This is a genomic window from Bradyrhizobium sp. AUGA SZCCT0431 (genome assembly GCF_018131065.1).
GTDB lineage: Bacteria > Pseudomonadota > Alphaproteobacteria > Rhizobiales > Xanthobacteraceae > Bradyrhizobium.
Genome location: NZ_JAFCLR010000004.1, coordinates 33938 through 51759, shown reverse-complemented (window position 1 = coordinate 51759; position 17822 = coordinate 33938). Strand labels below are relative to the sequence as shown.

Below are 17822 nucleotides of genomic sequence, written 5' to 3'. Positions count from 1 at the left end.
TGGGTCCCCTATTTACTGCTGTCAACGAGCCCTTTGAGGAACCAGCGCTGCAACAGCAGAATCACCAGCGTCGGCGGCAGCATCGCGAGCAGCGCGCCGCTCATGGCGATGTTCCAGGCCGGCTCGCTGTCGGCGCGCGGGATCAGATTCTTCAGCGCGATCACGGCGGTCGCCATGTCCTTGTCGGTGGTGAACAGCAGCGGCCACAGATACTGGTTCCAGCCGAACAGGAACAGGATGATCGCGAGCGCGACGATGTTCGAGACCGACAGCGGCAGCAGGATGCTCCAGAAGAATCGCAGCGGGGACGCGCCATCGAGCCTTGCCGCCTCGCACAACTCATCCGGCACGGTGAGGAAGAACTGTCGGAACAGGAAGGTCGCAGTGGCGGACGCGATCAGCGGCAGGATCAGCCCCGGATAGGTGTTGACCATGTTCCATTCCAGCGCGATCGCCACATCGTGGCCGCTGATCCATTTCCAGAGATCGGCAACATGCAGCATATCGGCGAGCCACTGCAGCGGCAGCGCGGCGTTCGCCACCGCCTCGAACGTCGGCACGATCCGCACCTCGATCGGCAGCATCAGCGACATGAAGATCAACCAGAACGCCAGCATCCGGTAACGGAAGCGGAAATAGGTGATGGCGAAGGCGGAGAGCAAGGACACCACGATCTTTCCGGCAGTGATGCCGAGTGCCACCACAATGGAACTGAGAAAGCTGCGGCTGAAGTCGGCCTTGACCCAGGCCGTCTGCAGATTGGCAAAAAACTGGTCGCCCGGCAGCCACGGCAGCGGCACCTTCTGCACCTCGGCGATCGTCAGCGAGCCCGCGACGAACGCGAAGTAGAGCGGCACGCACACCAACATCGCGCCGGCGATCAGGATCGCGTGGCAGATCATATCGAGGATGGGTGCGCGCTCCACCATGCGGTCAGACCCCGTAATTGACCTTGTGGTCGAAATAGCGGAATTGTAGCAGCGTGCATATCAGCGCGAAGGTCATCAACAGCACCGACTGCGCCGCCGAGGAGCCGAGGTCGAGGTTGATGAAGCCATCGACGAAGACCTTGTAGACCAGGATGTTGGTCGCGCCGGCCGGCCCGCCATGGGTGACAGCATCGATGATCGCGAAGGTTTCGAAGAAGCCGTAGATAAAATTCATCACGGCGAGAAAGAAGATGGTCGGCCCGAGCATCGGCAGCGCGATGAGAAAGAACCGCCGGATCGGCCCGGCGCCGTCGACGGCGGCGGCTTCCATCAGCGAGACCGGCACCGCCAACAGGCCGACCACCAGGAAGATGTAGTCGTAGCAGATGTGCTTCCATGACGCCGCCATGATCACGAGCCACAGCGCGTCGTTCGGATTGCGATTGGGATCCCAGGAAATCCCGAGCGCGTGCAACATGTGTGCGAGCGGCCCAACGACCGGATTGAACAGGAACGCCCACAGGATGCCGGCAATCGCGGGCGCGATCGCATAGGGCAGCAGAATGAGAGTCCGGTAGACCGATCGCGCTCGCACCACCCGGTCGGTGGCGAATGCCAGCACGACGGCAATCGCCAGCGTAATCACGTTCTGCGCCACCGTGAACCAGGCCGTCGTCACCAGCGATTGGCGATACTCGCCGCTCGCAAACAGCGCCTTGAAGTTGTCGAACCACACGAAATGGACGGTGGTGCCGAACGGATCGCTCAACAGGACGGACTGCGTCAGCGCCCGAAGCGACGGGATGAAGAAGAAGAACACCAGGATCAACACCTGCGGCAGCAGCAATAGCGTCGGCAGGCCGGCGCCGCGGCCGAAATTCGCTCGCTTCAGTCCGGGTTCCCGATCAGGCTGGCCGCGCTTGGGCGCCCGCGCCTTACCGGCCCGTTCCGTCACCGCGCTACGCCCGGCGGCAGTTTCGCCGGGCGACTTGTGCTGCGATCTGGCCAAGCCGGAAAGTGGCTCTGCCGGCGCTTCCGGCCAGATCGGCGAAGTTGCGATCGGCGCACTTGCCTTCATTTCGCCTCGGGGGCCCACTCGGTGCCTTTTCCGGCGTTGAGCTTCTCGAACTGGCGCAGGATCTCGTTGCCGCGCTTGACGGCGTCATCCATCGCCTGCTGCGGCTGCTTCTGGCCGGTGAACACCGCTTCCACCTCGCTGCGCTGCGCCAGCATCGTCTGCACGAAATTGCCAAAGCGGAAGCCGCGCGAATTGTCGTTGGGCGTGCCGCGCGAGAGTTGCAGCACCGCGATCTCGCGTGTCGGATGCTCCTTATAATAGCCGCGCTCGCGCGCCAGCGCATAGGCCTTGTTGGTCGCCGGGACATATCCGGTGACGCCATGCCACCATACCTGCGTCTCCGCCTGCGCAACGAAATCGAGGAAGGCCGCGACCGCGTCGTAGCGTTCCGGCGTGTGCCCCTTCATCACCCAGATGGCGCCACCGCCAATGGTGCTGTTGAGCGGAGGATTGATATCGCTCTCGTGCGGCAGGAAGGTGGCGCTCCAGTTGATCTTGGCGTTGCGTTCGATATTGCCGTGCGACGCGGTCGAATTGACGAAGGTCGAGCAGCGTCCGGAGGTGAACAGCTGTTCCGGGCTAAAGCCCTGGCCGGCAATCTGCAGGACGCCATCGTCGAGCCATTTTTTCAGGCGCGCGACTTGCGAGACCACCTTGGTCTTGTTGTAGACGAATTCAGTGCCAAGTCCGTCGAAGCCGTTGGCGAGCGTACCGTAGGGCTGGTTGTTGATGGCGCTGTAGTTTTCCAGCAGGCTCCAGAAGAAGTCGCCCGGCAGCACCGTGCCACACTCACTGACGCCCTTGGCCTTGATGGCGTAGAGCTGTGTCTCCAGCTCCTGCCAGGTTGCAGCCGGCTTATCGAAGCCGGCCTTCTGGAAGTGGTCCTTGTTGTACCAGAAGATCGGCGTCGAGGAGTTGAAGGGCATCGCCGACATGCGGCCCTTGTAGCTCCAGAAACTCGCCACCGGCTTGATGAAGTCGGAGAAGTCGACCTTGTAGCCCTTCTGGTCCAGAAGTTCCTGCACTGGCACCACGGCGCCCGACAGCAGCATGGTCATGTAGCCACGTTCGGCGATCTGCACCATTTCCGGCGGCCGCTTGGCACGATAGGCCGCGATCACGCCATTGGTCACTTCGTCGTAATTGCCTTTGGCGACCGCCACGACGGTATATTTATCCTGCGATGCGTTGAATTTCTCGACCAGTTCGTTGAGCCGTTCGCCCAGTACGCCGCTCATGGCGTGCCACCATTGCACCTCGACACGCGCCGCCTGAGCGGGCGCGGCCGACGCCAAAACCCCGAACAATGCCGCAATGAATGCAATCTTCTTCACGGGTGACCCTCCCTCAGCGGTCCAGTGAGCCGGCGCTTCAAAACCCGGCTTCGATCATTTGTATTTCTATAATGACATATGTGTCGCTTTGATGAAAGGGGGGGCCGGGTATAGGGATTTTGTTGCGGGGGCACTCGTGCTCAAGCCCGGCTGGTCAGCGTACGGTGGTGCACGGCGCAATCGACCGGGAGCGCGGCGGCGCGTTGGCCTTGAAGACCCCACAATATCGCAGGAGTGGCGAGCAACTTGCTCCATCAGTCAAAGGATGGGCTGATGGTCGGAGGCGTCGGTCTTGCTATTGACCAAGCATCAACCGCCGGACCAGCATCGAAGTGGGACGTAGTGCCCAGATGCCTTGAGTCATGCGTCGATGACGAGGTCGGAAAGGGGAACGGCCTGACAGGTCAGGCAATGCCCCTCATCCAACTCCGAACAATCGACGAGATGGCGAACCTCGCCGGTCTTCACCGGCACGGCGCAGCTCTCGCATTGGCCGACACGGCAGCCGCTCGGAATCGCAATGCCAGCGGCTTCCGCCACCGCGAGAATGCTGGCCAGCGGCGCCTGCGGCGACCAGATCAATGTGCGTCCCGAGCGGGCAAAATGAATTTGGCGCGACATCAGGCCGTCGAGCGCGGGCGGCGCGGGCGAGCGGAAGCGCTCCTTGAAAATCTCGAAGACTGGTACGCCGCGCGCCTGCAGGTCCGCGCCGACCTCCTCCATCATCGCATCCGACGCGCACATGTAGAAGCGCGCACGCTTGCGCAGCAATTCCGTGTCGATATCCGCGACGGTGAACCGGCCCAGCCGATCAAAACGGTCGCCGCTCCGTGGGCGGGTCAGATGCGTGACCAGCGTGAGATTCGGCAGCCGCTGCCGCAGCGCTTCGAGCCGATGATGGAACGGGCGGCTTGCGCCATCCCGGCAGCCATAATGCAGCGTGACCTGTGGCTCGTCGGCGGCGCCCTCGAGCGTGTCGAGATAGGACAGGAACGGCGTGATGCCGATGCCGCCGGCGATCAAGACGACCGGAAACTCGTTGCGCAGCGGCAGCACAAAGCCACCCTTCGGTGACTGCAATTCGACGGTGTCATCAGGTGCGAGATCGTGCCTGATCGCCGTCGACACCTGCCCGCCCTCGATGTGTCTGACACCGATACGATAGGCATCGGGTGCCGCGATCGCTGCCCCGGTGAGCGAATACGAGCGGATCGCCTCGCCAATCCGGACGCCGACATACTGGCCCGGCCGGAATGCCGGAAGTGCCCCACCATCGACTGGCCGTAATGTCAGCCCCACCACATCGGCACATTCCTCGCAGCGCTCCGCGACGACGAATGAGCGCCAGCCCTGCCAGGCGGTGCTCTCGTCACGTTCGACGTCGCAGGTAAAGGAGCGCAGCGCCAGCGATCCGCTGAGCGGATCACGCCCGTGTTCCGAGATGATGGCGTTGAAGCTCGCGCCGACGAGCCGCGTCTCGTCCGGCAAATAGCCCGGCAGGCCGAGATCCGGCGCAGGCTGCCACCAGCCATAGTCGCTCGCCACCACGTCCTGCGCGAGCGCGTCGTTGAAAGCGACGCGGATCCGGATCGTGCCCTTACGACTGCGCACCAACATCCAGTCGCCCTCCAGGATATTCTTGCGGCGGGCGAGTTCTGGATGGATCTCAGCGGTCGGCTCGGCGCGCTTGCGGCGCAGCGCATTGATGCCGCGATGCTGGCTGTGGCAGAAATAACCGCTATTGGCGGAAAACAGCGTCAGCGGAAACGCTTCATCGCGGCGCTCGGCCGGCTCGATGAAACGCGGGACCGCCGGATAGCCGTGGCGATGCAGCAGTTCCGAATAGAGCTCGGCCTTGCCGGTCTGCGTGGCAAAACCGGTCGTCTGGTATTTTCGATGGCCATGCTCGAGCGGCACGCGAATGCCTTCGGGCCTGGCCCGCAGCGTTTCGAGATCGAGGCCGAGCGGGGCGAGCAGATGCTCAAACCCCTTCTCGACATCGCCGCCAAAGAACAGTTCGCTCATGCCGAGCCGCTTGGCGAGCTGGAAGACGATCCACATATCCGAACGGGCCTCGCCCTGTCGCGGAATCATCTGCGGACGGAGCTGCACCAATTCCTGCGCCTCGGGCGAGATTTCGAAGCCGAGGCGCAACGCCTCGTGCTCCCACGGGCTTGACACCGGCAGCACGATATCAGCCATCTCGGCTGTCGGGTTCAGGAACAGATCGCAATGGACCTGGAAGTCGAGCGCCTTCAGCGCCTCTCGTCCGCGCTCCGGCGCCGGATGCGATACCAGCAAATTGGAGCCGAACGCGAACAGCGCGCGCACGCGGTAGGGTTTTTCGGTCAGCGCAGCGTCGTAGAAATCGCTGGAGGTGATCCAGCCGTCGGCCGGCGGCCCAAGCGGCCGCTCCGACAGTCCGAGCGTGCGTGCGCGCGTCTCCGGCGGGATCATCGCCATGGAATGCAGCGACGGCACCGGAAGGCTCGGCATCCTGACATTGCCGCCCGGTGCATCGAAATGGCCGGTCAATGCATAGAGCGTGGCGACCGCGCGTTCGGTCTGGGAGGCATTGGTGTGCTGTCCGAGCCCGGTCCAGCCGTGATAGCAGACCGATGATGCCTTCGAGATCGTGGCCGCGAGTTCCTCAACTTGCGCCGCCGGGATCCCGGTGATGCGCTCGACCGTCGCGGGATCGTAGGGTTCGGCTGCCGCGACATAATGATCGAAACCGGTGCGGCAGGCGATCGGGCCTTGAGGGCCGACGACATCGAAGCATCCTTCGAGCGCGGCTGTCGCGAGCCCGCTCTCGGCCGGCGCTGCTTTACCCGCGACCGCATCCCAGACCAGAAAGCCGTCGCCTTCAAGCCCGATATCGCCGGCGCCCAGGAAGCAACCGTCGCTATCGCGGATCAGGAAGGCAGCGTTGCTCCAGTGCCGCACGAAATCGGCGTCGTAGGCGCGGTTGACGATGAGGCAGCGCGCGAGGCCGAGCGCCAGCGCGGCATCGGTGCCGGGACGGATCCGCATCCACAGATCGGCATCGCGCGCCGAGCCGGTCCGGCGCGGATCGATCACCGCAAGCCTGGCGCCCCTCGCCCGCGCGGCGCTGATTGCTTCTGCCTGGGCAAGCCAGACATTGGCGGGGTTGTGGCCCCAGAGCAGGATCAGTTCGGAATTGCGATAATCCGCCGTGGGCAGGCCGCACCCGAAGGTGAAGGCGTGGGCGTGGTCCTTGTGCCAATTGCAGATCTCGGTGGAGAAGCAATTGTTCGGGCTGCCGAAGCCGCGGATGAAGCGCTGGATCCAGTCGAGGCTGTCTGATGTCGACGACGAAGAGCCGGAGGTTACCGCGAACGCGACCGATTCCGGCCCGCTTTCTTCCCGGTAGCGCCCCAGCCGCTCGGCGATCTCGGTCAGCGCCTCGTCCCAGGAAATCGGCACGAAGCCCGGATCGGCCGCGCCCTTCGGCGCGGTGCGTCGCAATGGCGTCTTCAGGCGGCGGGCTGAATGCGCGATCTCCGGCGCGGCCCTGCCCTTTGGGCATAGCGCCTTGCCGGTCGGATGGGCCGGGTTCGGCCGCACCGCAACGAGCCTGTCATTCTCGACGACATTGATCGTGCCGCAGCGGGAGCGGCAGAGCGTGCAGAAGCCAGGCTTTTCCTGCGTCGACATAGTCAGGCCTCGTTGCCGCACAGCCTCACTCGGGAGGCTGCGCGCGTGAGTTCGGATTGGCCTCGTTCACCAGCAGGCTCGCGGCCGCAAGATCCTCAATCGCCGCGCCGACCGATTTGAACAGGGTGATTTCGTTGCGATCAAGGCGGCCGGCTTTCGCGCCACTTGTCAGTTCATGGAGATCGCCGCAGATCCTGTCGGCGCTCCAGGTTCCGGCGGCGATCGGTTGCAGCAGGTCTCCCGCTTCGGCGAGCGCGCCAGGATAGGTATCGATGAAGACGCGGCTGCGCGAAATGGCCGCGTCATCGCTTTCGCGCATCTGCGGCGTAAAGGCACCGACCAGGTCGAGATGGGTTCCAGCCCGCAGCAGCGCGCCTTTGACCAGAGGTTCCGTCGACGTCGTGGCGCAGCTCACGATGTCGGCCTGCGGCAAAGCGAGGTCAAGGTCGGTCACCGGAACTGCATTCGCGCCCTGCCGGACAAGCGCGTCGGCCAGAGCCCGCGCGCGCTCCGGATTGCGTCCCCATACCATCACCTTCTCGATCGGACGCACGGCGCGGTGAGCGGCGGCGAGATGACGCGCAACATGGCCGGTTCCGACGATAAGCAGGGTGCGGCTGTCCGCGCGCGACAGATAGCCGGAGGCGAGCGCCGAAGCAGCAGCCGTGCGGCGATTGGTCAGCGCCTCGCCGTCGATCGTCGCGCGTGGCTGGCCGGTCTGACCGTCGAGCAGGAAATAAAGCGACGACACCGCACCGAGACCGCGCTCGGCATTCTGCGGAAACACCGTGACGAGCTTGACGCCGACGGCTTCGCCGCGGATCCAGGCCGGCATCGTCAGGAGACGAGCCGGCGCTCCATCGACGCCGACTTCATAGGCCTGCCGCAACGGCATCGGCTCGCCGTCGCGCTTGAAAGCCTCGCGCAATGCCTCGATCAGCTCGGGATAGCCGAGCGCGGCATGGACGTCGGCAGCGGAGTAGCTGCGCAGCATCGGGTTAATTCCTGTCTTACAATATCATGAGAGTGCGGTGATGCCGGTGCAGATCCAGATGACCTCGGCATCTTCCTTGCTGAGCGACACGATGGCGTGGCCCATCTTGCTGTCGAAATAGGTGCTGTCGCCGACCCCGAGCGTAACGGGAGCGTAGAATTCCGTGAAGACCTGGACAGAGCCGGACAAAACGCACAGGAACTCCTCGCCCTCGTGACGCACCCAGCCGGGGAACTCGTCAAGGCTGCGCGCCCTGATCCGCGCCTTGAAAGGCAGGATATGCTTTTGCGAAAGGTCGGTCGCCAACACCTCGTAATCATAGGTGTCGGTGCGGTGCGGCTTGCCCTCGCCGCTGCGCGTGACGCTGCGGCGGCCGAACGGCGCATTCTGGCGACGCTGATCGAACAGCTCGACGATGTCGAGATCGACGCCGCGCGTGATCTTCTGCAGCACGTCGTAGGTCGGCGACATCTGGCCGTTCTCGATCTTCGACAGGGTCGAGCGCGCGACGCCGGTGCGCTCGCTGACCTCTTTCAGCGTCCACCCCTTGTCGATCCGTACGCGCTTCAACCTGTGACCGAGGTCATCGCTTCCCTCGGCCGGCGCGGCGTCGGCCGAGAAACGGGCCGGCACAACCACTGTTGCCGTGGCCTCCCTCAGCGACGATCGCGTCGCAGTCTTCTTCATCGCGGCTCTCTCCCTTTTTTTATCGCGGAAGTAAGGTCCCGGCGGCGGCCGTCGCCGCCGGGACCTTGCCTCACTTCTTGACGAGCGGACATTCGCTTTGGGCAAGAGACTGGAAGGCCTGCTCGCCGGGAACGGTCGCCAGGACATTATAGTAGTCCCATGGCTGCTTCGATTCGGAAGGTTTCTTGACCTGGACCAGCAGCATGTTGTGGACCATACGGCCGTCCTCGCGCACCTTGCCGTCCTTGGCGAAGAAGTCGTTGACCGGCAGCTCGCGCATCTTGGCGGCTACGGCCTTGGCCTCATCGGTACCCGCGGCCTGGATCGCCTTGAGATAGTGCGTGATCGAGGAATAGACGCCGGCCTGCACCGACGTCGGCATGGCCTTGCGGGTCTCGAAGAAGCGCTTGGCGAAGGCGCGCGTCTCGTCGTTCTGGTCCCAGTAGAAACCCTCGACAAACGAGATGCCCTGCGCGGTCGGCAGGCCGAGGGCGTTGACATCGGTAATGAACACGACCGGCGCGGCGATGGCCTGCCCGCCCGCGATGATGCCGAACTCGTTGGCCTGCTTGATCGCCGTCGTCATATCCTTGCCGGCGGTGGCCAGCAGGATGACCTTTGCTTTCGATGCCTGCGCCGGCAGCAGGAACGACGAGAGATCGGCTGCGCCGAAGGGATGGCGGACGTTGCCCAGGACCTTGCCGCCATTCGCCTTGATCGCTTCGCTCGCGATCTTCTCGAGCGAATGCCCGAAGGCGAAATCGGCGGTGACGATGAAGAACGTATCGTTGCCCTTGTCGATCAGCGCCTTCAGCGGTCCGACCGCGTTTGAATAATTGTCGTAGACCCAGTGGAAGCCGGTGGGCGAGCACTGCTTGCCGGTCAGGTCCGTCGTGCCGGGCGACGCGAACAGCGCCACGCGGTTGGTCTCGCGCGTCAACTGCTGTACCGCAAGCGCGATGGCGCTGTTGGTGACGTCAGAGATCGCGTCGACCTTCTCGTTCTCGATCCAGCGCCGGGCGATGCCGACGCCGACGTCGGCCTTCTGAAGATGGTCGGCGCCGATGATTTCGATCGGCTTGCCCAAAACCTTGCCGCCGAAGTCCGCTGCCGCCATCTGCGCCGCCAGCAGCGAGCCTGGCCCGTTCAGGTCGGAATACTGGCCGGACATGTCGGTCAGCACACCGATCTTGACGACGTCGTCGCTGACCTGGGCTGCGGCCTGGCCGGCGATGGCGCCGAGGCAGAGCGCGGCGGCTACACCACACAAGAGTCTGGAAGGCATCTTTCGCATGATCTATCCCCTGTTGTCAGATCCGCTCTTCCGAGCGGGGTTTGGTTCGGTCCTGTTCCACTTCCCCGGATGACGAAGTTTCTTATCGAGACGTTTCATTCCTTCGTCGCGACGGCCACTTTGCGAAGCACGGCTTGTGTCGCCGCTGGTGCCCGGCGCCGGCGATGCCAGAACTCGATCAGTTCGCCGACGATGCCGCGCCGGAAGGCGAGCACGCAGACGACGAAGATCAGGCCGTGAATGACGGTGACCCATTGTCCGAATGCCGCCAGATAGTTCTGCATGGCGACGACGATGAAGGCGCCGACGAGTGGGCCGTAGAGCGTGCCGACGCCGCCGAGAAACGTCATCAGCAATACTTCGCCCGACATCGACCAGTGCACGTCGGTCAGGCTGGCGATCTGGCTGACGATCGCCTTGGTCGAACCCGCGAGGCCGGCGAGCGCCGCCGAGAGCGTGAAGGCAACGAGCTTGTAGCGGCTCGTATCGAAGCCGAGCGACTGCGCGCGGGCGTCGTGATCGCTGATCGCCTTCAGCACGCGCCCGAACGGCGAGCCGACCAGGCGCATGATCAGGAAGAAACCGCCGAGAAATATCGCCAGCACGAACGTGTAGAGGTTCGCCGGCCGCGAAAGGTCGATCAGCCCGAACAGCATGCCACGCGGAATCGCCTGCAGCCCGTCCTCGCCGCCGGTGAAAGGCGCCTGCAGCGCGACGAAATAGACCATCTGCGCGAAAGCCAGCGTCACCATGGCGAAGTAGATGCCGCTGCGGCGGATGGCGAGCCAGCCCGAGACAAAGCCAAGCGTGGCCGCGGTTGCCGTTCCGGCCAGAATGGCGAGTTCAGGGGGCAGCCCCCAGATCTTCGCAACATGGCCGCAGACATAGCCGGCCGAGCCCAGGAACATGGCGTGGCCGAACGAGACCAGCCGCCCATAGCCGGCGACCAGGTTGAAGGCGCAGGCGAACAGCGCGAAGATCATCGCCTTCATCATGAAGCCGGGATAAACGACGATCGGCGCGGCCGCGAGGCAGGCGGCGACCGTCAGGAAGATCAGGTTCTGCGTACGCACTGGCGGCGCCGGCACCGACAGGCTGGACTGCGGTTGCCCCTGCGCGGCCTCGGGCTTCGATCCGAACAGGCCGGCCGGGCGGATCAGCAGCACCACCGCCATCACCACGAAGACGACCGTCGTCGAGGCTTCGGGATAGAAGGCCTTCGTCAGGCCCTCGATGATGCCGACGAGGAAGCCGGTCAGGATCGAGCCCATGATCGACCCCATGCCACCGATCACCACCACCGCAAAGACGACGATCAAGAGATCGGCTCCCATCAGCGGGCTGACCTGGTAGATCGGCGCGGCCAGGACGCCCGCCAGCGCGGCGAGCGCAACGCCGGCGCCGTAGGTCAGCGTGATCATGCGCGGGACGCGGATACCGAAAGCCTGAACCAGCATCGGGTTTTCGGTCGCGGCGCGCAGATAGGCGCCAAGCTTGGTCCGCTCGACCACGTACCAGGTGCCGAGGCAGATCACGACCGAAGCGGCGATCACCCAGGCCCGGTAGTTCGGCAGGAACATGAAGCCGAGATGGCTGCCACCCATCAGCGCCTGCGGAATCGAATAGGGCTGGCCCGAAGAGCCGAACCAGTCGCTGAACATGCCCTGCACCATCAATGCGAGACCGAAGGTGAGCAGCATGCCGTAGAGATGGTCGAGCTTGTAAAGGCGTCGCAGCAGCAGCATCTCGATCACGATGCCGATCGCGCCGACGGCGAGCGGAGCCAGGATCAGCGCCCACCAATAGCCGATGCCGAGATAATTGAGCAGAAACCATGCGCCCATCGCACCCATCATGTACTGCGCCCCGTGGGCGAAGTTCACGATGTTCATCATGCCGAAGATCACCGCGAGGCCGAGGCTCAGCATGGCGTAGAAGGCGCCGTTGATCAGCCCGAGCAGGAGCTGGCCATAGAGGACCGCGGAAGGGACGCCAAGGATGGTGGTCATGATGCCCTTTCGGTCAGAGTCCGAGATAGCTTTTGAGCGAACCGAGCTTGCCTTCGAACGCCGCACCCGGGATTTCCTCGACGATGCGGCCGAGTTCGACGATGTAGTGCCGGTCGGCGAGGCCGGCGGCGAAGCCGACATTCTGCTCGACCAGGAGAATGGTGAAGCCGAGCGTCTTCAGTTCGGTGATGGTGCGGCCGATCTGGCGGATGATGACGGGAGCCAGGCCCTCGGTCGGCTCGTCGAGCAGCAGGATGCGCGCGCCGGTATGCAGGATGCGCCCGAGCGCCAGCATCTGTTGCTCGCCGCCGGACAGCTTCGTGCCCTGACTGTCGAGCCGCTCCTTCAGGTTCGGAAACAGCTCAAGGATCTGCGCGACCGTCATGCCGCCGGCAGCGACCTTCGGCGGCAGCAGCAGGTTTTCGCGCACGCTCAGGCTCGCAAAGTTGCCGCGCTCCTCCGGGCAGAAAGCGATACCCTTGCGCGCGATGTCATAGAGCGCGGCGCCGATGATCTCACGGCCGTTGAACGCGATCGAACCCGAACGCTTGTCGAGCAGGCCCATGATCGCCTTCAGCGTCGTGGTCTTGCCGGCGCCGTTGCGGCCGAGCAGCGTCACCACCTCGCCCGCCCTGACACTGAAATCCATTCCGTGCAGGACCTTGGACTCGCCGTACCAGGCCTCGAGGTTGCCGACCGTGAGGGTCTCAGGCATGCGCCTGCCCCGTATAGGCGGCCATCACGTCGGCGCGCGAGGAGACCTCCGCATAGCTTCCTTCCGCCAGCACTTCGCCGCGCACCATCACGGTGATCGTGTCGGCGAGTTCGGCAACCACATTCATGTTGTGCTCGACCAGCAGCACCGTGCGGCCCCGGCCGGCCTCGCGGATCAATTGCGTCACGCGCCCGATATCTTCGTGGCCGAGCCCCGCCATCGGCTCGTCGAGCAGCAACACCTTGGGTTCGAGCGCAAGCGTCGTCGCCAGTTCGAGCACGCGCTTGCGGCCATAGGAAAGACTGCCCGCCATCGTCTCGGCATATTCCGACAGGCCGAAGCGCGCGAGCAACGCATCGGCGCGATCCAGCACACCACGATGGCGGGAAATCCGGCCGAGCAGATTCCAGGCGAGTCCGTTCTCGGGCAGCAAAGCGAGCTCGATGTTCTCGCGGACGGTCAGTCCGGCGAACACCGCCGATATCTGGAAGGAGCGCACTACGCTGCGCTTGGCCATCGCCGGCATGCTGAGGCGGGTGACATCATGACCGTCATGCAGGATCGTACCGGCCGAAGGCGGAAGGTATTTCGTCAGAAGGTTGAACAGGGTGGTCTTGCCAGCCCCGTTGGGGCCGATGACGGCGTGCATGCTGTTGCGGGCAAGGCGGAAGTTGACGCTATTGACAGCGAAGAAGCCGCCGAACTCGCGGCTGAGGCCGCGGGTTTCCAGAGCGTATACGGCGCCATCCGTCATGCCTGTACCTTGCTGAGGTCTGGATCCCGGATTGGAGAGTCGGATTAGATCCAGACCGCGCGCCCACCTTTGATCAAAAGTTTCCTATCGTCAACTAATTTCCGATGCGATCCTTTTGCTATTCTTCGGAATTCCGAAATTCGATGACGGGACCTACCGCCGCGCCTGGACCAGATGAAGGAGCTGTGCCCCGACCTCGTAAAATGCCGATTTGGCGTTGCGGAAGTTGGGCTTGGTTGGCGACGACGCCGGCAGCGGCAGATCTTTCTCGTCGAGTTGTCCAAGCGCGTGGAGCGCCAACAGGCGCCCGAAGGTCGTGCCGGGCGCAATGCCGCGCCCGTTGTAGCCGCTGAAGCCGATCACGTTTTCAGCGAGCTTGTGGAATCGCGGCAGGTTATCGTCGGTCATTCCGATCAGGCCGTACCATTCAGATTCGAATCTAACGTCGCCGATTTGCGGGAAAAGCTTCTTGAGCGCCCGCTTTGCCCAGGATCGGTGAACCGCCGCACCGGTCCCACGCAGCGCGCCGCAGCTTCCGAACACGAGGCGGCCGGCACGGTCGAAGCGAAACGAACTCAGCACCTCATTGGTGTCCCAGGCCCCCTGCCGTTCGGGAAGAATGGACGCACGGATGTTGTCGGACAGCGGCTGGGTGGCAAAGTTGAAATAAGGCAGGTGGACCTGCTCCATCGTAACTTCGGACCAAGGGCCCGTCGCATAGGCATCGGTCGCCACGATGACACGATCGGCGATGACGCTGCCATCAGCGGTTTGCAGCTTCCATTTGCCGCCAATTCGCGCGGCGGAGATAACTGCGCTACGGGTGAATATCTTCGCGCCGGCATTCAAAGCGATGCGAGCAAGACCCCGCGCATAGGCCAGCGGCTGGATCGTGCCCGCGCGCCGATCCCACAGCGATCCGGCGTAAGCCGAGGAGCCAATTTTCGCTGCGGTGTCGGCGGCGTTCAACAACTCCACCGGCGCGCCGCGGCGGCTCCACTGAGCCGCGCGCTGCTCCAGCTCCTTCAGCCCTTTGGCACCGACGGCGCAATGCAGCGTGCCGGCACGCTCGACTTCGCATTCGATGCGATGACGCTCGATGAGATCGAACACAAGCTTCGGGGCGTCGCCCAGCAGTCCGAGAAGACGCTCGCCGTAATCGCCGCCGAGCATGTCGGGAAGCACGTCCGGCATCACCCACATACCGGCATTGACCAGACCGACGTTCCGGCCGGCCCCGCCGAAGCCGATCTCCACCGCTTCCAGCAATGCGACGTTGGCACCGCCCTCGGCGAGATGGAGAGCGGCCGAGAGACCGGTATATCCACCACCGACGATGGCGGTATCGACCTTGATCGATCCGCGTAACTCAGCCGTTTCAGGCGCCGCCGGTGCGGTCAATTCCCAGAGACCGTGGGATCTGGCGTTGTCTAGCATCGTCTGCGACGTCCTCGTCTGTTGCCGCCCGCAAGGTCTGGCTTTTCGAGGCGCGTTGACTGGTTCATTCCAATTCGGCAAGTAAGATGCTGACCGTTGGAAGACATGCCGACTGCGTGACTGCGAGGCCGGGCGGTAATCTAGCGTTGCCAGCAGCACCGGGCCAAGTCATGTTTGATCAAGACCTCATTCGGCTGGAGAATGATGTGCAGGGCCCACGCCGCTTTTTGCCTTCACTGCCTCTGCTGTCCGCCTTTGAAGCGGCGGCGCGGACCGGAAGCATCACGGCCGCGGCAAAAGAGCTGTCGCTGACGCAAGGCGCGGTGAGCCGTCAGGTCAAGGCGCTCGAAGAGCAGCTCGAGGTCGAGCTGTTTCATCGCGAGCGGCAGACCATCCGCCTGACCGTGGGCGGCGACGCCTATGCCCGCGAGATACGCGACGCGCTGCGCAAGATCAGTACCGCCTCGCTCAATCTGCGCGCCAATCCGTTCGGCGGCACGCTGACGCTGGCGATCCTGCCGACCTTCGGCACCCGATGGCTGGCGCCGCGGCTTCCCAAATTCCTCGCGGGCAACCCCGGCATCACCATCAATCTGGTCACCCGGCTCTCGAATTTCGACTTCAGACTGGAGCCCGTCGATGCCGCGATCCATTTCGGGCGCCCGGAATGGCAAGGGGGTGAACTGGCGTTGCTGCGGTCGGAGACCGTGATCCCCGCCTGCAGCGCCGAGCTGCGAGAGCGTTATGGTTTCAAGCAAGCAAGCGATCTGCGGAAGGCCCCTCTTCTGCACCTGACGACGCGCCCCGACGCCTGGGAACAATGGCTGACGCTGCACGGCGTGGATGCCCATGCCGTCCATGGCATGCTGCTGGACCAGTTCGCCACCGCTTCCCAGGCGGCGATTTCCGGGCTCGGCGTCGCGCTGCTTCCCGAGTTTCTCATCGAGGAGGAGCTGAGCACCGGCAAGCTGGTGCGCGCCCTCGATCTGCCGATGAAAAGCGCCGAGGCCTATTATCTGGTGTGGCCGACCGACCGGGCGTACCATCCGCCACTTGTTGCCTTCCGGGAATGGCTTCTTCTGGAAACGGCGCCAGACCGCTGAAGCGTCGCGCTCTGACGAGGTCGGGTCTGCGACTCATCCTCAATTGTCAGCCCGTTTTGGATTTGGCCCCTGGTCATTCGGCGCTGGAATAACTTATTGAACTTCTATCGTTTGAAAATGCCGGACCATTGTCCTCTCTATAAGGCGGGACATCGCCTTCCGGCCCCTGACGGAGAACGATGGTGACGTCTCAAGCCAATCGCTGACAGCCGCCTTCTCTGAAATCAACGCGAGCCCTCGGAAAGAGCCCCTCATGTCAGACAAACAATCCGCCAAAACCAAAGACCTCTCGCTCAAGGCCGACGTCGACGCGCTTCTGATTGAACTCGGTGTCGAACCTGTCAGCTATACCGGTGGCACGCTGGTCGCGAGAACCCCGATCACCGGTGAAACCGTCGCGCACGTCAGGGAGGTCGACGCTGCCGGCGCGACCTCGGCGATCGAAAAAGCCCATGCGGCTTTCCTGCAATGGCGTCTGGTCCCTGCTCCCAAGCGCGGTGAACTGGTGCGGCTGCTCGGCGAAGAGTTGCGCGCCAGCAAGCGCGCGCTCGGCCGGCTGGTTTCCATCGAGGCCGGCAAAATCGAGTCCGAAGGTCTCGGCGAAGTGCAGGAGATGATCGACATTTGCGACTATGCCGTGGGGCTTTCCCGGCAGCTCTACGGCTTGACGATCGCCACCGAGCGCCACGAGCACCGGATGGCGGAGACCTGGCATCCGCTCGGTGTCACCGGCATCATCTCGGCGTTCAATTTCCCGGTCGCGGTCTGGTCATGGAATGCCGCGCTGGCGCTGGTCTGCGGCAACAGCATCGTCTGGAAGCCGTCGGAAAAGACGCCCCTCACCGCCTTGGCGACGGACGCGCTGTTCGCCCGCGCCCTGAAGCGCTTCAAGGCCGATGGCGGCGCGGCGCCCGACGGGTTGTCTGCCGTGCTGGTCGGAGGGCGCGAGATCGGTGAGGCCCTCGTCAACAACACCAGGGTTCCCCTGGTCTCGGCGACCGGTTCGACCGCGATGGGACGCGCAGTCGCTCCGAAGCTCGCGCAGCGCTTTGCCCGCGCCATTCTGGAGCTCGGCGGCAACAATGCGGCGGTGGTCACGCCGACCGCCGATCTCGACCTGACGCTGCGCGGCGTCGCCTTCGCGGCCATGGGCACGGCCGGCCAGCGCTGCACCACGCTGCGTCGCCTGTTCGTTCACGAGAGCGTCTATGACAGCTTCGTGCCGCGCCTGAAGAAGGTCTATCAGTCCGTTTCCGTCGGCAATCCCCTCACCGGCAATCTGGTCGGCCCACTGATCGACGGCCTCGCTTATGAATCGATGCAGCGCGCCCTCGGCGAAGCCAAGGCCGCCGGAGCGGCCATCGTCGGCGGCGACCGCGTCGCCGTCGCGGGCACAGACGCGGCCTTCTATGTCCGCCCGGCGCTGGTCGAGATCGGTGGACAGACCGGAACGGTCAAGCGCGAGACTTTTGCGCCGATCCTTTATGTCATCAAATACAGCGACTTCGATGCCGTGATCGAATTGCACAATGCCGTCCCGCAAGGGTTATCGTCTTCGATCTTCACCAACGATCTGCGTGAGGCTGAAGCCTTCTTGTCGGCGCGCGGCTCCGATTGCGGAATCGCCAACGTGAACATCGGCCCCTCAGGCGCCGAGATCGGCGGCGCATTCGGCGGCGAGAAAGAAACCGGCGGCGGACGTGAGTCCGGGTCGGATGCCTGGAAGGCCTACATGCGCCGCGCCACCAACACGATCAACTATGGCCGCACGCTGCCGCTTGCCCAGGGTGTCAAGTTCGACGTGGATTGA

The 17822-nt window shown here is 63.9% G+C and carries 13 protein-coding genes and 1 pseudogene; 2 read left to right on the top strand and 12 right to left on the bottom strand.

Annotated features, from left to right (window positions below):
- Window positions 1-8: 8 nt before the first annotated feature.
- From JQ567_RS04680 to JQ567_RS04630, 12 genes and pseudogenes are all read right to left on the bottom strand, one after another.
- Window positions 9-929 carry an ABC transporter permease subunit gene (locus JQ567_RS04680; protein WP_212437707.1) on the bottom strand — a complete coding sequence of 307 codons (921 nt, stop codon included), beginning with the start codon at window positions 927-929 and terminating at the stop codon, window positions 9-11.
- A 4-nt stretch (window positions 930-933) separates the two neighbouring features.
- Window positions 934-2007: an ABC transporter permease subunit gene (locus JQ567_RS04675; RefSeq protein WP_212437706.1), complete on the bottom strand. Its 1074-nt coding sequence runs from the start codon at window positions 2005-2007 to the stop codon at window positions 934-936.
- Window positions 2004-3341 carry an extracellular solute-binding protein gene (locus tag JQ567_RS04670; protein WP_312017347.1) on the bottom strand — a complete coding sequence of 446 codons (1338 nt, stop codon included), beginning with the start codon at window positions 3339-3341 and terminating at the stop codon, window positions 2004-2006. The genes JQ567_RS04675 and JQ567_RS04670 overlap by 4 nt, the downstream gene beginning before the upstream one ends.
- Before the next feature lie 360 nt (window positions 3342-3701).
- Entirely contained in the window at window positions 3702-7019 is a 3318-nt protein-coding gene (locus JQ567_RS04665; RefSeq protein ID WP_212437705.1) for a molybdopterin-dependent oxidoreductase, read from the bottom strand.
- A 25-nt stretch (window positions 7020-7044) separates the two neighbouring features.
- The gene (locus tag JQ567_RS04660) at window positions 7045-8013 is read right to left on the bottom strand and encodes an ornithine cyclodeaminase family protein (RefSeq protein ID WP_312017346.1); all 969 of its coding nucleotides are present in this window, start codon (window positions 8011-8013) and stop codon (window positions 7045-7047) included.
- 24 nt (window positions 8014-8037) lie between these two features.
- A complete protein-coding gene (locus JQ567_RS04655; RefSeq protein WP_212437704.1) occupies window positions 8038-8700 on the bottom strand; it encodes a helix-turn-helix domain-containing protein in 663 nt (220 codons plus the stop codon).
- Window positions 8701-8770: 70 nt separating this feature from the next.
- Window positions 8771-9994 (bottom strand): ABC transporter substrate-binding protein, encoded by a 1224-nt coding sequence (locus JQ567_RS04650; protein ID WP_212437703.1) that lies wholly within the window; start codon window positions 9992-9994, stop codon window positions 8771-8773.
- 95 nt (window positions 9995-10089) lie between these two features.
- Entirely contained in the window at window positions 10090-10986 is an 897-nt protein-coding gene (locus JQ567_RS38820) for a branched-chain amino acid ABC transporter permease (protein WP_312017352.1), read from the bottom strand.
- 141 nt (window positions 10987-11127) lie between these two features.
- Window positions 11128-12003 (bottom strand): annotated as a pseudogene (locus JQ567_RS38815) (branched-chain amino acid ABC transporter permease); the annotation flags it as partial.
- A 13-nt stretch (window positions 12004-12016) separates the two neighbouring features.
- On the bottom strand, window positions 12017-12718 hold the full coding sequence (locus JQ567_RS04640; protein ID WP_212437701.1) for an ABC transporter ATP-binding protein: 702 nt from the start codon (window positions 12716-12718) through the stop codon (window positions 12017-12019).
- Window positions 12711-13472, bottom strand: a complete 762-nt coding sequence (locus JQ567_RS04635) for an ABC transporter ATP-binding protein (RefSeq protein ID WP_212437700.1) — start codon at window positions 13470-13472, stop codon at window positions 12711-12713. Before JQ567_RS04635 ends, JQ567_RS04640 begins: the two co-directional genes overlap by 8 nt.
- 153 nt (window positions 13473-13625) lie before the next feature.
- On the bottom strand, window positions 13626-14909 hold the full coding sequence (locus JQ567_RS04630) for an FAD-binding oxidoreductase (RefSeq protein WP_212437910.1): 1284 nt from the start codon (window positions 14907-14909) through the stop codon (window positions 13626-13628).
- A 170-nt stretch (window positions 14910-15079) separates the two neighbouring features.
- Between JQ567_RS04630 and JQ567_RS04625 the strand changes: the two genes are divergently transcribed.
- Window positions 15080-16012: a LysR family transcriptional regulator gene (locus JQ567_RS04625; RefSeq protein WP_212032490.1), complete on the top strand. Its 933-nt coding sequence runs from the start codon at window positions 15080-15082 to the stop codon at window positions 16010-16012.
- Between the two features lie 253 nt (window positions 16013-16265).
- The gene (locus tag JQ567_RS04620) at window positions 16266-17822 is read left to right on the top strand and encodes an aldehyde dehydrogenase family protein (RefSeq protein WP_212437699.1); all 1557 of its coding nucleotides are present in this window, start codon (window positions 16266-16268) and stop codon (window positions 17820-17822) included.

Coding starts and splice junctions, on each gene's coding strand:
- JQ567_RS04680 (WP_212437707.1), bottom strand. CDS start 929: ATGGTGGAGCGCGCACCCATCCTCGATATGATCTGCCACGCGATCCTG.
- JQ567_RS04675 (WP_212437706.1), bottom strand. CDS start 2,007: ATGAAGGCAAGTGCGCCGATCGCAACTTCGCCGATCTGGCCGGAAGCG.
- JQ567_RS04665 (WP_212437705.1), bottom strand. CDS start 7,019: ATGTCGACGCAGGAAAAGCCTGGCTTCTGCACGCTCTGCCGCTCCCGC.
- JQ567_RS04660 (WP_312017346.1), bottom strand. CDS start 8,013: ATGCTGCGCAGCTACTCCGCTGCCGACGTCCATGCCGCGCTCGGCTAT.
- JQ567_RS04655 (WP_212437704.1), bottom strand. CDS start 8,700: ATGAAGAAGACTGCGACGCGATCGTCGCTGAGGGAGGCCACGGCAACA.
- JQ567_RS04650 (WP_212437703.1), bottom strand. CDS start 9,994: ATGCGAAAGATGCCTTCCAGACTCTTGTGTGGTGTAGCCGCCGCGCTC.
- JQ567_RS38820 (WP_312017352.1), bottom strand. CDS start 10,986: ATGAAGGCGATGATCTTCGCGCTGTTCGCCTGCGCCTTCAACCTGGTC.
- JQ567_RS04640 (WP_212437701.1), bottom strand. CDS start 12,718: ATGCCTGAGACCCTCACGGTCGGCAACCTCGAGGCCTGGTACGGCGAG.
- JQ567_RS04635 (WP_212437700.1), bottom strand. CDS start 13,472: ATGACGGATGGCGCCGTATACGCTCTGGAAACCCGCGGCCTCAGCCGC.
- JQ567_RS04630 (WP_212437910.1), bottom strand. CDS start 14,909: ATGCTAGACAACGCCAGATCCCACGGTCTCTGGGAATTGACCGCACCG.
- JQ567_RS04625 (WP_212032490.1), top strand. CDS start 15,080: ATGTTTGATCAAGACCTCATTCGGCTGGAGAATGATGTGCAGGGCCCA.
- JQ567_RS04620 (WP_212437699.1), top strand. CDS start 16,266: ATGTCAGACAAACAATCCGCCAAAACCAAAGACCTCTCGCTCAAGGCC.